This window comes from Pseudomonas sp. BW7P1 (genome assembly GCF_024981055.1).
GTDB classification, from domain to species: domain Bacteria; phylum Pseudomonadota; class Gammaproteobacteria; order Pseudomonadales; family Pseudomonadaceae; genus Aquipseudomonas; species Aquipseudomonas bananamidigenes.
The window spans coordinates 5,648,379-5,662,500 of sequence record NZ_CP103374.1 but is presented as its reverse complement, the minus strand read 5'-3'; the positions used below and the strand labels follow the sequence as shown (position 1 = coordinate 5,662,500).

Below are 14,122 nucleotides of genomic sequence, written 5' to 3'. Positions count from 1 at the left end.
ATGTATCACTGCTGGGGGTAGAGCACTGTTTCGGCTAGGGGGTCATCCCGACTTACCAAACCGATGCAAACTCCGAATACCAGCAAGTGCCGAGCATGGGAGACACACGGCGGGTGCTAACGTCCGTCGTGAAAAGGGAAACAACCCAGACCGTCAGCTAAGGTCCCAAAGTTATGGTTAAGTGGGAAACGATGTGGGAAGGCTTAGACAGCTAGGAGGTTGGCTTAGAAGCAGCCACCCTTTAAAGAAAGCGTAATAGCTCACTAGTCGAGTCGGCCTGCGCGGAAGATGTAACGGGGCTCAAACCATACACCGAAGCTACGGGTATCACGCAAGTGATGCGGTAGAGGAGCGTTCTGTAAGCCTGTGAAGGTGAGTTGAGAAGCTTGCTGGAGGTATCAGAAGTGCGAATGCTGACATGAGTAACGACAATGGGTGTGAAAAACACCCACGCCGAAAGACCAAGGTTTCCTGCGCAACGTTAATCGACGCAGGGTTAGTCGGTCCCTAAGGCGAGGCTGAAAAGCGTAGTCGATGGAAAACAGGTTAATATTCCTGTACTTCTGGTTATTGCGATGGAGGGACGGAGAAGGCTAGGCCAGCTTGGCGTTGGTTGTCCAAGTTTAAGGTGGTAGGCTGAGATCTTAGGTAAATCCGGGATCTTAAGGCCGAGAGCTGATGACGAGTTGCCTTCAGGCGACGAAGTGGTTGATGCCATGCTTCCAAGAAAAGCTTCTAAGCTTCAGATAACCAGGAACCGTACCCCAAACCGACACAGGTGGTTGGGTAGAGAATACCAAGGCGCTTGAGAGAACTCGGGTGAAGGAACTAGGCAAAATGGCACCGTAACTTCGGGAGAAGGTGCGCCGGTGAGGGTGAAGGACTTGCTCCGTAAGCCCATGCCGGTCGAAGATACCAGGCCGCTGCGACTGTTTATTAAAAACACAGCACTCTGCAAACACGAAAGTGGACGTATAGGGTGTGACGCCTGCCCGGTGCCGGAAGGTTAATTGATGGGGTTAGCTAACGCGAAGCTCTTGATCGAAGCCCCGGTAAACGGCGGCCGTAACTATAACGGTCCTAAGGTAGCGAAATTCCTTGTCGGGTAAGTTCCGACCTGCACGAATGGCGTAACGATGGCGGCGCTGTCTCCACCCGAGACTCAGTGAAATTGAAATCGCTGTGAAGATGCAGTGTATCCGCGGCTAGACGGAAAGACCCCGTGAACCTTTACTATAGCTTTGCACTGGACTTTGAATTTGCTTGTGTAGGATAGGTGGGAGGCTTTGAAGCGTGAACGCCAGTTTGCGTGGAGCCATCCTTGAAATACCACCCTGGCAACTTTGAGGTTCTAACTCAGGTCCGTTATCCGGATCGAGGACAGTGTATGGTGGGTAGTTTGACTGGGGCGGTCTCCTCCTAAAGAGTAACGGAGGAGTACGAAGGTGCGCTCAGACCGGTCGGAAATCGGTCGCAGAGTATAAAGGCAAAAGCGCGCTTGACTGCGAGACAGACACGTCGAGCAGGTACGAAAGTAGGTCTTAGTGATCCGGTGGTTCTGTATGGAAGGGCCATCGCTCAACGGATAAAAGGTACTCCGGGGATAACAGGCTGATACCGCCCAAGAGTTCATATCGACGGCGGTGTTTGGCACCTCGATGTCGGCTCATCACATCCTGGGGCTGAAGCCGGTCCCAAGGGTATGGCTGTTCGCCATTTAAAGTGGTACGCGAGCTGGGTTTAGAACGTCGTGAGACAGTTCGGTCCCTATCTGCCGTGGACGTTTGAGATTTGAGAGGGGCTGCTCCTAGTACGAGAGGACCGGAGTGGACGAACCTCTGGTGTTCCGGTTGTCACGCCAGTGGCATTGCCGGGTAGCTATGTTCGGAAAAGATAACCGCTGAAAGCATCTAAGCGGGAAACTTGCCTCAAGATGAGATCTCACTGGAACCTTGAGTTCCCTGAAGGGCCGTCGAAGACTACGACGTTGATAGGTTGGGTGTGTAAGCGCTGTGAGGCGTTGAGCTAACCAATACTAATTGCCCGTGAGGCTTGACCATATAACACCCAAGCAATTTGCGCTTAAAAGCCAGATTGCGGTGTGTGAAGACGAAACGAACCGAAAGTTCGAGTTCACAAACACCGATGGCTGTCACATACCCGATTTGCTGAAGCGAGGCCATCTTGTCACGACTCGGCACACAGAATTTCTTGACGACCATAGAGCATTGGAACCACCTGATCCCATCCCGAACTCAGAAGTGAAACGATGCATCGCCGATGGTAGTGTGGGGTTTCCCCATGTGAGAGTAGGTCATCGTCAAGATTAAATTCCGAAACCCCGATTGCGAAAGCAGTCGGGGTTTTGTTTTGCGCGCAGAAAAACGGCTGTTTGATTTCTATGCAACGGCTCGGTGCGTGGCTATTATTCGGACCTCATTGTGAGGTGAGGCCCGCATGCTGAGGTTGTTGAATCTTCTGAAGGATGGTCGATTCCATTCTGGTCAGACTTTGGGTGTTGCTCTGGGAATCAGTCGAAGTGCGGTCTGGAAGCAGTTACAGCACTTGGAGGCCGAACTCGGGCTGACCATACATAAAGTTCGAGGTCGAGGTTATCAATTGGCTTCGCCTTTGACATTGCTTGATTTGCCCAGAATTGAGGCAAATCTTGTCGGCTGGCCTATCAGTCTCTTTGACTCAATCGACTCTACCAACGCCGAAGCATTACGTGCGATCGATCGTGGTCAGGCGGCGCCTTTTCTAGTGCTGGCTGAGCGACAAATTGCCGGACGTGGGCGCAGGGGGCGAAAGTGGGTCAGTCCATTTGCCGAGAACCTTTATTACAGTCTCGTATTGCGCATTGATGGCGGAATGCGTCAGCTTGAGGGCTTGAGCCTGGTCGTGGGGCTTGCTGTCATGCAAACCCTGCGTTCGGTTGGGGTTTCTGGTGCAGGGTTGAAGTGGCCCAATGATGTTCTCGTTGGTCGAAAGAAGATCGCCGGGATTCTGCTTGAGCTTGTAGGGGATCCGGCAGACGTATGTCACGTGGTGATGGGAGTTGGTATCAACGTGAACATGCAGTCCGCTGATGAAGTCGATCAGCAATGGACCTCGATTCGCCTGGAGTCGGGTCGAAATTGCGATCGTAATAATCTGGTGGTGGGGTTGAGCAAGCAGTTGCAGCTCTATTTGCAGCGCCATCAGTCAGGCGGTTTTACTTCGCTTCGGGCAGAGTGGGAGGCGAATCATCTCTGGCAGGCACAATCGGTTGAGCTGACCGCAGGTGCCGCTCAGGTGAATGGCGTGGTGCTGGGTATCGATAATCAGGGTGCGCTTCGGCTGAAGGTTGATGGTGTGGAAAAAGTCTTTAGTGGCGGCGAGCTCAGCTTGAGGTTGCGTGATGATTCTTGAGCTCGACTGCGGCAACAGTTTTATCAAGTGGCGCGTACTGCAAGCTCAGGCCGGTACTTTGGTCAGGGAGGGCGTGGTTGATTCTGATAAGGCGCTGGTCGACGCGCTGCGCTCGCCGGGAATCTCATTAAGTAAGTGTCGACTCGTCAGCGTCAGAACCGACGACGAAACCAGTGAACTTATCGCGTTGCTCAGGCGGGAGTTTGGTATTTCTGTCGTTTGTGCTGCGCCCGCCCTTGAGATGTCCGGTGTCAAGAATGGTTATGAGGACTACGAACGCCTGGGGCTTGATCGCTGGCTCGCGATGCTGGGCGGCTTTCATTTGGCCGGCGGTGCCTGTGTGGTGCTGGATTTCGGAACAGCGGTGACTTCTGATTTCATTTCATTGGATGGCGAGCATCTGGGAGGCTTCATTTGTCCTGGTATGCCGCTCATGCGAAACCAATTGCGTACACACACACGCAAGATTCGCTATGGGGATCAAGCCGCAGAGCAGGCCTTGCTCAGCAAGGCTCCCGGGCGTAACACTGTTGAAGCGGTAGAGCGAGGTTGTTCGCTGATGCTGAGGGGGTTCGTGTTAACTCAGCTCGAGTTGGCTCGCTCCTACTGGGGGGAGTCCTTCACTGTATTCATTACTGGCGGGGATGCGGAGCTGGTTTCTGATGTAGCACCAGATGCTCGGGTTGTTTCCGATCTGGTATTCGTGGGATTGGCTATGGCGTGCCCTTTGTCCTGAGGTTTGTATGCGTTGGTTGTTTCTGCTGCTCCTGGTACTCAATATTTTTTATTACGTCTGGCATCAGCAAGAGGCTCCGTTGCGCGCAAAGGATGTAACGCCTCTGAGTCTCTATCGGGGTTCGCAGCAGGATATTCGTTTATTGAGCGAGGCAGGCGATGTCTCGCGTGAAAGACGATCTGGTGGGAGGGCTGAAGGGCAATGTCTGTATATAGGTGGTTTGGTGCGTCAGGACTCCGCTCAGGCATTGGAACAGCGTTTGACGGAGTTCGGAGCGAAGGCGCTGCCAGTACCCAAGGAGCTTTCTAGTGACCTGTACTGGTTTCGAATTACGCCCGAGACCCAGCGTTCACTGGGGGATGCTCAACTGCAAAACCTTTCCAAGGAATTCAATGAGTTAAAACACAAAATAATGCTATGCGAGGGGGTTGCACCTACCGAATAGTTTGCATAGAATGGCGCCCGCTCCACAGCGAAGACCATGAAAAGGTTAGCGCGGCGGGGCGATGTCAATGCAGCTAACCTCAAGTTTTTAAATGAGAAAATGCTTGACAAGGGTTTGGCATAGTATAGAATGCCGGCCTGATCAGGAGGGGTTCCCGAGCGGCCAAAGGGATCAGACTGTAAATCTGACGTCTACGACTTCGAAGGTTCGAATCCTTCTCCCTCCACCAGATTTTAGCGTGAGCTGCAGGCTCCGCGGGTATAGTTTAGTGGTAGAACCTCAGCCTTCCAAGCTGATGATGCGGGTTCGATTCCCGCTACCCGCTCCAAGTTTGCAGAATATGCAAAAGTGTTACGCTCTTGTAGCTCAGTTGGTAGAGCACACCCTTGGTAAGGGTGAGGTCAGCGGTTCAAATCCGCTCAAGAGCTCCATATAACAAGGCAGATATGAAAATATCTGCCTTTGTTTTAATGGTTAGGGTTGTTTGCTTATTTCTTCTGTTAGGGGTGATATCGATGGCTAAGGAAAAATTTGATCGTTCCCTACCGCACGTCAACGTCGGAACTATCGGTCACGTTGACCACGGTAAAACCACTCTGACCGCTGCTCTGACTCGCGTCTGCTCCGAAGTTTTCGGTTCGGCCGTAGTCGAATTCGACAAGATCGACAGCGCTCCAGAAGAAAAAGCTCGCGGTATCACCATCAACACCGCGCACGTTGAGTACAACTCGAACATTCGTCACTACGCTCATGTTGACTGCCCAGGTCACGCTGACTACGTGAAGAACATGATCACCGGTGCTGCCCAGATGGACGGCGCGATCCTGGTTTGCTCGGCTGCCGATGGTCCGATGCCGCAAACTCGTGAGCACATCCTGCTGTCCCGTCAGGTAGGTGTTCCGTACATCGTGGTTTTCCTGAACAAGGCTGACCTGGTAGACGACGCAGAGCTGCTGGAACTGGTTGAGATGGAAGTTCGCGACCTGCTGTCCACCTATGACTTCCCAGGTGACGACACTCCGATCATCATCGGTTCTGCTCGTATGGCGCTGGAAGGCAAAGACGACAACGAAATGGGTACTACCGCTGTCAAGAAGCTGGTAGAGACTCTGGATGCCTACATCCCTGAGCCGGTTCGTGCTATCGACCAGCCATTCCTGATGCCGATCGAAGACGTGTTCTCGATCTCGGGTCGCGGTACTGTTGTGACCGGTCGTATCGAGCGCGGTATCGTTCGCGTTCAGGATCCACTGGAAATCGTTGGTCTGCGTGACACCACCACCACCACCTGCACCGGTGTTGAGATGTTCCGCAAGCTGCTGGACGAAGGCCGTGCTGGCGAGAACTGCGGCGTTCTGCTGCGTGGTACCAAGCGTGACGACGTTGAGCGTGGTCAGGTTCTGGTCAAGCCAGGTTCGGTTAAGCCGCACACCAAGTTCACCGCAGAAGTTTACGTTCTGAGCAAGGAAGAAGGCGGTCGTCACACTCCGTTCTTCAAAGGCTACCGTCCACAGTTCTACTTCCGTACTACTGACGTGACCGGTAACTGCGAGCTGCCAGAAGGTGTTGAAATGGTAATGCCAGGTGACAACATTCAGATGACTGTTACCCTGATCAAAACCATCGCGATGGAAGATGGTCTGCGTTTCGCTATCCGTGAAGGCGGTCGTACCGTCGGCGCTGGCGTCGTAGCCAAAATCATCGAGTAAGTAGTTGTAATGTATTTTTCGGGCCGGCATAATGGTCGGCCTGATTTTGTTTTAGGTCAGTAGCTCAATTGGCAGAGCGACGGTCTCCAAAACCGTAGGTTGGGGGTTCGATTCCCTCCTGACCTGCCAGATTCACCAGGTGTGTCTGGCTTTCTTTTCACAGGATCCTCATAGATGACTCCTAAAGCTGAAGCTCAAGGCTCTCGCTTCGATCTGCTTAAGTGGCTTGTAGTGGTCGCTTTGGTGGTTGTTGGCGTTGTAGGCAATCAGTATTATTCTGCTTCGCCGATCCTGTACCGTGTACTCGCTTTGCTTGTTATTGCTGCTGTGGCTGCCTTTGTAGGCCTGCAGACTGCCAAGGGCAAGTCTTTCTTTGTACTGGTTAAGGAAGCTCGCACCGAAATTCGTAAAGTCGTATGGCCAACCCGTCAAGAAACCACTCAGACCACGTTGATCGTTGTGGCTGTTGTTTTGGTTATGGCGTTGTTGTTGTGGGGGCTTGATTCCCTGCTGGGTTGGCTCGTTTCCTTGATTGTCGGCTAAGGGTGTCTCGTGGCTAAGCGTTGGTACGTTGTGCATGCTTACTCGGGTTACGAGAAGCATGTCATGCGCTCGCTGATTGAGCGCGTAAAGCTGGCTGGCATGGAAGATGGCTTCGGCGAAATTCTGGTTCCCACTGAAGAAGTGGTTGAGATGCGTAATGGCCAGAAGCGCAAGAGTGAGCGCAAATTCTTCCCAGGTTATGTGCTGGTTCAGATGGATATGAATGAGGGTACTTGGCACTTGGTCAAGGATACTCCTCGTGTGATGGGCTTTATCGGTGGTACCGCTGACAAGCCTGCACCGATCACTGATAAAGAAGCGGAAGCTATCCTGCGTCGCGTTGCTGACGGCAGTGACAAGCCGAAGCCGAAGACGCTGTTTGAGCCGGGCGAAACTGTTCGCGTCAATGACGGACCGTTTGCAGACTTTAATGGTGTCGTTGAAGAAGTTAACTACGAGAAGAGCCGGATCCAAGTGGCTGTGCTCATTTTCGGTCGCTCTACCCCGGTAGAGTTGGAGTTCAGTCAGGTCGAAAAGGTCTAACTGAGCAAGCATCCCAACCCCGCAGCCCTAGGCTGTGGGGTTTTGTCGTCACTGGGATAAACGCGCAAGTAACCGGGGAGCCTCTCGAGGCGTTCGAACCCGTAATTGGAGTGCCTCATGGCCAAGAAGATTACCGCTTACATCAAGCTGCAAGTGAAGGCCGCTCAGGCTAACCCAAGCCCACCTGTTGGCCCTGCTTTGGGTCAGCACGGCGTGAACATCATGGAGTTCTGCAAGGCTTTCAACGCCCGTACCCAGGGTCTGGAAGCTGGTCTGCCGACTCCAGTGATCATCACTGTCTACAGCGACCGCAGCTTCACTTTCGAAACCAAATCCACCCCTGCTTCGGTTCTGCTGAAGAAGGCGGCCGGTCTGACCAGCGGCTCCGCTCGTCCGAACACCGTTAAGGTTGGCACTGTTACCCGTGCTCAGCTGGAAGAAATCGCGAAAACCAAAAACGCGGATCTGACTGCAGCTGATATGGATGCAGCCGTGCGTACTATCGCCGGTTCTGCTCGTAGCATGGGCCTTAACGTGGAGGGTGTGTAATGGCTAAGCTGACCAAGCGCCAAAAGGCTATTGCCGAAAAAATCGAAGCAGGCAAGGCCTACAACTTCGAAGAGGCCGCAACTCTGCTGGCTTCGCTGCCAGCTGCCAAGTTCGTCGAGTCTTTTGACATCGCCGTTAACCTGGGTGTGGATCCGCGTAAATCTGATCAGGTCGTTCGTAGCGCTACTGTGCTGCCGCATGGCACTGGCAAGACCGTTCGCGTTGCCGTATTCACCCAGGGTCCAGCTGCTGAAGCCGCTCTGGCTGCCGGCGCTGACCGTGTAGGCATGGATGACCTGGCTGCCGAAATGAAAGGTGGCGACCTGAACTACGACGTAGTGATTGCATCCCCGGATGCCATGCGCGTTGTAGGTCAACTGGGTCAGATCCTCGGTCCACGTGGCCTGATGCCTAACCCGAAAGTCGGTACCGTAACGCCAGACGTAGCCAACGCGGTCAAAAACGCCAAGGCTGGTCAGGTTCGTTATCGCACCGACAAAAACGGCATCATCCACACTTCCGTTGGCAAGGTCGGCTTCGAAGCTGGCAAGCTGAAGGAAAACGTTGAAGCTCTGATCGCTGATCTGAAGCGTATCAAGCCAGCTTCCTCGAAAGGTATCTACGTCAAGCGCGTTACCCTGAGCACCACCATGGGTCCAGGCCTGGTCATCGACCAGAGCTCGCTGAACGCGTAAGACAAGCGTTGACGCGGTTGTTCGCGTCAATTGAAAAAAATTGGGGTCCCTGCCTGGCGGGGGCTATCCAAGACCGTAGGCGACGCAAGTCTTAAACCATCAAGCCTACGCAGATGGTGCTCCCGATTCCTTACCGAATCAGACACCAAAACGACATTCGGTTTCGATCGAATGAAACGGTAACAAGCAGGAGTTAAACCCGTGGCAATTAAACTCGAAGACAAGAAGGCCATCGTCGCTGAAGTCAACGAGGCTGCCAAAGTCGCTCTGTCCGCTGTCGTGGCCGATGCCCGTGGCGTAACAGTAGGCGCGATGACCGGACTCCGTAAAGAGGCCCGCGAAGCTGGTGTTTATGTACGTGTCGTGCGTAACACCCTGCTCAAGCGCGCCGTTGAAGGCACCGAGTACTCGGTTCTCAACGACGTGTTCAAAGGCCCGACCCTGATTGCATTCTCGAAAGAACACCCGGGCGCTGCTGCCCGTATCTTCAAAGAGTTCGCAAAGGGTCAGGACAAGTTCGAAATCAAGGCAGCTGCGTTCGAGGGCAAGTTCCTCGCAGCTAACCAGATCGACGTATTGGCAACTCTGCCGACCCGCGACGAAGCAATTTCTCAGCTGATGAGCGTGATTCAAGGCGCTACCAGCAAATTGGCTCGTACTCTGGCGGCAATTCGCGACCAGAAAGAAGCTGCTGCAGCCTGAGGCTGAGCGTTTCCTCTCTCGCGTTTTTTGTTTATTTCGATGGCCGCACAGGCTGTCCCCCAATTCAGGAATTGAGTCATGTCTCTGACTAACGAGCAAATCATCGAAGCGATCGGCCAGAAATCCGTAATGGAAATCGTTGAGCTGATCAAGGCAATGGAAGAAACCTTCGGCGTGACCGCTGCTGCTGCCGTAGCTGCTGGTCCAGCTGCTGGTGCTGCCGCTGCTGCTGAAGAGCAAACCGAGTTCAACGTTGTTCTGGTTGAAGCCGGCGACAAGAAAGTAAACGTGATCAAGGCAGTTCGTGAACTGACCGGTCTGGGCCTGAAAGAAGCCAAAGAGAAAGTCGACGGCGCTCCTCAGGTTGTAGCTGAAGGCGTTTCGAAAGAAGCCGCTGAAGACGCCAAGAAGAAGCTGGAAGAAGCAGGCGCTAAAGTCGAGCTGAAGTAAGCATCGACTTTGCTCCTCCAGCCCGAGCGTCAAGCGACAGGCTGATGGCTGGTGGCTTATGCCACCGGCCTTTTTCCGTTATTGGCGACCGACCAGGTCGGTGCTGATAACGAGCTGAAACCACCCGATGTGGTGGCGCAAACCATGGGGTTTGCACGATTTTCTGGCTGCTCCCGCCGGGAGGGGCCAAACAAGCAGGTGACCAAGCTGGGGAACGCTGATGGCTTACTCATATACTGAGAAAAAACGTATCCGCAAGGACTTTAGCAAGTTGCCGGACGTCATGGATGTGCCTTACCTCCTGGCCATCCAGCTGGATTCGTATCGTGAATTCTTGCAAGCGGGAGCGACTAAAGATCAGTTCCGCGACGTGGGCCTGCATGCGGCCTTCAAATCCGTTTTCCCGATCATCAGCTACTCCGGCAATGCTGCGCTGGAGTACGTCGGTTATCGCCTGGGCGAACCGGCATTTGATGTCAAAGAATGCGTATTGCGCGGTGTAACTTTCGCCGTACCTTTGCGGGTAAAAGTGCGCCTGATCATTTTCGACAAAGAATCGTCGAACAAAGCGATCAAGGACATCAAAGAGCAAGAAGTCTACATGGGTGAAATCCCCCTGATGACTGAGAACGGTACCTTCGTAATCAACGGTACCGAGCGTGTGATCGTTTCCCAGTTGCACCGCTCCCCGGGCGTGTTCTTCGACCACGACCGTGGCAAGACGCACAGCTCCGGCAAACTGCTGTACTCCGCACGCATCATTCCTTACCGCGGTTCGTGGCTGGACTTCGAATTCGACCCGAAAGACTGCGTATTCGTACGTATCGACCGTCGCCGCAAACTGCCGGCTTCGGTATTGCTGCGCGCGCTCGGCTATACCACCGAAGAAGTACTGGACGCCTTCTACACCACCAACGTATTCCACGTTAAGGGCGAAAGCCTGAGCCTGGAGCTGGTGCCTCAGCGCCTGCGTGGTGAAGTAGCGGTCCTCGACATCCAGGACGGCAATGGCAAGGTGATTGTCGAGCAGGGTCGTCGTATCACTGCCCGTCACATCAACCAGCTGGAAAAAGCCGGGATCAAGGAGCTGGATGTACCTCTGGACTATGTTCTGGGTCGCACCACCGCCAAGGTCATCGTGCATCCGGCAACCGGTGAGATCCTGGCAGAGTGCAACACCGAGCTGACAACCGAAGTTCTGGCGAAAGTCGCCAAGGCTGGTGTGGTTCGTCTTGAAACCCTGTACACCAACGACATCGACTGCGGTCCGTTCATCTCCGACACGCTGAAGATCGACTCCACCGGCAACCAATTGGAAGCGCTGGTCGAGATCTATCGCATGATGCGTCCAGGCGAGCCGCCAACCAAAGACGCTGCCGAAACGCTGTTCAACAACCTGTTCTTCAGCGCTGAGCGTTATGACCTCTCTGCGGTCGGCCGGATGAAGTTCAACCGCCGTATCGGTCGCACCGAGATCGAAGGTTCCGGTGTCCTGAGCAAGGAAGATATCGTTGCGGTCCTGAAGACCCTGGTCGATATCCGTAACGGCAAAGGCATCGTCGATGACATCGACCACTTGGGTAACCGCCGTGTTCGCTGCGTAGGCGAAATGGCCGAGAACCAGTTCCGTGTTGGCCTTGTACGCGTTGAGCGCGCGGTCAAGGAGCGTCTGTCGATGGCCGAAAGCGAAGGCCTGATGCCGCAGGACCTGATCAACGCCAAGCCGGTTGCGGCGGCGGTGAAAGAGTTCTTCGGTTCCAGCCAGCTGTCGCAGTTCATGGACCAGAACAACCCGCTGTCCGAGATCACCCACAAGCGTCGCGTTTCTGCACTCGGCCCTGGTGGTCTGACTCGTGAGCGTGCAGGCTTCGAAGTCCGCGACGTTCACCCGACCCACTACGGTCGTGTTTGCCCGATTGAAACGCCGGAAGGTCCGAACATCGGTCTGATCAACTCGCTGGCTGCTTATGCACGCACCAACCAGTACGGCTTCCTCGAGAGCCCGTACCGTGTGGTGAAAGAGGGTGTGGTCACCGACGACATCGTGTTCCTGTCCGCTATTGAAGAAGCCGATCATGTGATCGCGCAGGCTTCGGCGACCATGAACGAGCAGAAACGCCTGGTCGACGAGCTGGTTGCCGTTCGTCACCTGAACGAGTTCACCGTCAAGGCGCCTGAAGAAGTCACCTTGATGGACGTTTCGCCGAAGCAGGTCGTTTCGGTTGCGGCGTCGCTGATTCCGTTCCTCGAGCACGACGACGCCAACCGTGCGTTGATGGGTTCGAACATGCAGCGTCAGGCTGTACCAACCCTGCGTGCCGACAAGCCGCTGGTAGGTACCGGCATGGAACGTAACGTGGCTCGCGACTCCGGCGTTTGCGTCGTGGCTCGCCGCGGCGGCGTGATCGACTCCGTGGATGCCAGCCGTATCGTGGTCCGTGTTGCCGATGACGAAGTTGAAACCGGCGAAGCGGGTGTCGACATCTACAACCTGACCAAGTACACCCGTTCGAACCAGAACACCTGCATCAACCAGCGTCCGCTGGTGAGCAAGGGTGATCGCGTTCAACGCGGCGACATCATGGCCGACGGTCCGTCCACCGATATGGGTGAACTCGCTCTCGGTCAGAACATGCGCATCGCGTTCATGGCATGGAACGGCTTCAACTTCGAAGACTCCATCTGCCTGTCCGAGCGTGTGGTTCAGGAAGACCGCTTCACCACGATCCACATCCAGGAACTGACCTGTGTGGCTCGTGACACCAAGCTTGGCCCAGAGGAAATCACTGCGGACATCCCGAACGTGGGTGAAGCTGCACTGAACAAACTGGACGAAGCCGGTATCGTTTACGTAGGTGCCGAAGTCGGCCCGGGCGACATTCTGGTCGGTAAGGTCACTCCGAAAGGCGAGACTCAACTGACGCCGGAAGAAAAGCTGCTTCGCGCAATTTTCGGTGAGAAGGCCAGCGACGTTAAAGACACTTCCCTGCGCGTGCCGACCGGCACCAAAGGTACTGTCATCGACGTTCAGGTTTTCACCCGTGATGGCGTTGAGCGCGACAGCCGTGCCCTGTCGATCGAAAAGTCCCAGCTGGACGAGATCCGCAAGGATCTGAACGAAGAGTTCCGCATCGTTGAAGGCGCAACCTTCGAACGTCTGCGTTCCGCTCTGGTAGGCCACAAGGCCGAAGGCGGCGCGGGTCTGAAGAAAGGTCAGGACATCACCGACGAAGTGCTCGACGGTCTCGAGCATGGTCAGTGGTTCAAACTGCGTATGGCTGAAGATGCTCTGAACGAGCAGCTCGAGAAGGCTCAGGCCTACATCGTTGATCGCCGCCGGCTGCTGGACGACAAGTTCGAAGACAAGAAGCGCAAGCTGCAGCAGGGCGATGACCTGGCTCCGGGCGTACTGAAGATCGTCAAGGTTTATCTGGCAATCCGTCGTCGCATCCAGCCGGGCGACAAGATGGCCGGTCGTCACGGTAACAAGGGTGTGGTCTCTGTGATCATGCCGGTTGAAGACATGCCGCACGATGCCAATGGCACCCCGGTCGACGTAGTCCTGAACCCGCTGGGCGTACCTTCGCGTATGAACGTCGGTCAGATCCTTGAAACCCACCTGGGCCTTGCAGCCAAGGGCTTGGGCGAGAAGATCAACCGGATGGTCGAAGAGCAGCGCAAGGTCGCTGAGCTGCGTACTTTCCTGGACGAGATCTACAACCAGATCGGCGGTCGCAACGAAGATCTGGACAGTTTCTCCGATCAGGAGATCCTGGATCTGGCGAAGAACCTGCGTGGCGGCGTTCCTATGGCCACTCCGGTGTTCGACGGTGCCAAGGAAGTTGAAATCAAGGCCATGCTGAAACTGGCGGATCTGCCAGAAAGCGGCCAGATGCAGCTGACCGACGGCCGTACCGGCAACAAGTTCGAGCGTCCAGTTACCGTTGGCTACATGTACATGCTGAAGCTGAACCACTTGGTAGACGACAAGATGCACGCGCGTTCTACCGGTTCGTACAGCCTGGTTACCCAGCAACCGCTGGGTGGCAAGGCGCAGTTCGGTGGTCAGCGTTTCGGGGAGATGGAGGTCTGGGCACTGGAAGCATACGGTGCTGCTTACACTCTGCAAGAAATGCTCACAGTGAAGTCGGACGATGTGAACGGTCGGACCAAGATGTACAAAAACATCGTGGACGGCGATCACCGTATGGAGCCGGGCATGCCCGAGTCCTTCAACGTGTTGATCAAGGAAATTCGTTCCCTCGGCATCGATATCGATCTGGAAACCGAATAACACGTGACGCGATCGAGAGCGGGGCAGGACTGCCCGCTCTCTGCT

General features: G+C 54.8%; 11 protein-coding genes, 4 tRNA genes and 2 rRNA genes (1 of these 17 running past the window's edge). All 17 read left to right on the top strand.

Going from position 1 to position 14,122, the window contains the following annotated elements; genetic code table 11:
• Nucleotides 1-2,060: ribosomal RNA gene (locus tag NWV16_RS25620) — 23S ribosomal RNA — on the top strand; it begins 831 nt to the left of the window's first position.
• 150 nt (nucleotides 2,061-2,210) lie between these two features.
• Nucleotides 2,211-2,326, top strand: a 5S ribosomal RNA gene (gene rrf / locus NWV16_RS25615).
• Between the two features lie 131 nt (nucleotides 2,327-2,457).
• Nucleotides 2,458-3,411: a bifunctional biotin--[acetyl-CoA-carboxylase] ligase/biotin operon repressor BirA gene (gene birA / locus NWV16_RS25610; RefSeq protein WP_260521207.1), complete on the top strand. Its 954-nt coding sequence runs from the start codon at nucleotides 2,458-2,460 to the stop codon at nucleotides 3,409-3,411.
• A complete protein-coding gene (locus NWV16_RS25605; RefSeq protein ID WP_260521206.1) occupies nucleotides 3,401-4,147 on the top strand; it encodes a pantothenate kinase in 747 nt (248 codons plus the stop codon). The genes birA and NWV16_RS25605 overlap by 11 nt, the downstream gene beginning before the upstream one ends.
• 7 nt (nucleotides 4,148-4,154) lie before the next feature.
• Nucleotides 4,155-4,592, top strand: a complete 438-nt coding sequence (locus NWV16_RS25600) for a hypothetical protein (protein ID WP_260521205.1) — start codon at nucleotides 4,155-4,157, stop codon at nucleotides 4,590-4,592.
• Nucleotides 4,593-4,736: 144 nt separating this feature from the next.
• Nucleotides 4,737-4,821: transfer RNA gene (locus tag NWV16_RS25595), tRNA-Tyr, on the top strand.
• 25 nt (nucleotides 4,822-4,846) lie between these two features.
• A tRNA-Gly gene (locus NWV16_RS25590) sits at nucleotides 4,847-4,920 on the top strand.
• Nucleotides 4,921-4,947: 27 nt separating this feature from the next.
• A tRNA-Thr gene (locus NWV16_RS25585) sits at nucleotides 4,948-5,023 on the top strand.
• 84 nt (nucleotides 5,024-5,107) lie between these two features.
• Nucleotides 5,108-6,301, top strand: a complete 1,194-nt coding sequence (gene tuf, locus NWV16_RS25580) for an elongation factor Tu (RefSeq protein ID WP_010951775.1) — start codon at nucleotides 5,108-5,110, stop codon at nucleotides 6,299-6,301.
• Nucleotides 6,302-6,354: 53 nt separating this feature from the next.
• Nucleotides 6,355-6,430, top strand: a tRNA-Trp gene (locus NWV16_RS25575).
• A 45-nt stretch (nucleotides 6,431-6,475) separates the two neighbouring features.
• Entirely contained in the window at nucleotides 6,476-6,844 is a 369-nt protein-coding gene (gene secE, locus NWV16_RS25570; RefSeq protein WP_007916493.1) for a preprotein translocase subunit SecE, read from the top strand.
• Nucleotides 6,845-6,853: 9 nt separating this feature from the next.
• The gene (nusG, locus tag NWV16_RS25565) at nucleotides 6,854-7,387 is read left to right on the top strand and encodes a transcription termination/antitermination protein NusG (RefSeq protein ID WP_007957598.1); all 534 of its coding nucleotides are present in this window, start codon (nucleotides 6,854-6,856) and stop codon (nucleotides 7,385-7,387) included.
• Nucleotides 7,388-7,504: 117 nt separating this feature from the next.
• Entirely contained in the window at nucleotides 7,505-7,936 is a 432-nt protein-coding gene (gene rplK, locus NWV16_RS25560; protein ID WP_003228756.1) for a 50S ribosomal protein L11, read from the top strand.
• Nucleotides 7,936-8,631 (top strand): 50S ribosomal protein L1, encoded by a 696-nt coding sequence (rplA, locus tag NWV16_RS25555; RefSeq protein WP_065261909.1) that lies wholly within the window; start codon nucleotides 7,936-7,938, stop codon nucleotides 8,629-8,631. Before rplK ends, rplA begins: the two co-directional genes overlap by 1 nt.
• 201 nt (nucleotides 8,632-8,832) lie before the next feature.
• On the top strand, nucleotides 8,833-9,333 hold the full coding sequence (gene rplJ, locus NWV16_RS25550) for a 50S ribosomal protein L10 (protein WP_040071288.1): 501 nt from the start codon (nucleotides 8,833-8,835) through the stop codon (nucleotides 9,331-9,333).
• A 78-nt stretch (nucleotides 9,334-9,411) separates the two neighbouring features.
• A complete protein-coding gene (rplL, locus tag NWV16_RS25545; protein ID WP_065261908.1) occupies nucleotides 9,412-9,783 on the top strand; it encodes a 50S ribosomal protein L7/L12 in 372 nt (123 codons plus the stop codon).
• A 220-nt stretch (nucleotides 9,784-10,003) separates the two neighbouring features.
• Nucleotides 10,004-14,077: a DNA-directed RNA polymerase subunit beta gene (rpoB, locus tag NWV16_RS25540; protein WP_260521204.1), complete on the top strand. Its 4,074-nt coding sequence runs from the start codon at nucleotides 10,004-10,006 to the stop codon at nucleotides 14,075-14,077.
• The last annotated feature ends 45 nt before the right edge of the window (nucleotides 14,078-14,122 follow it).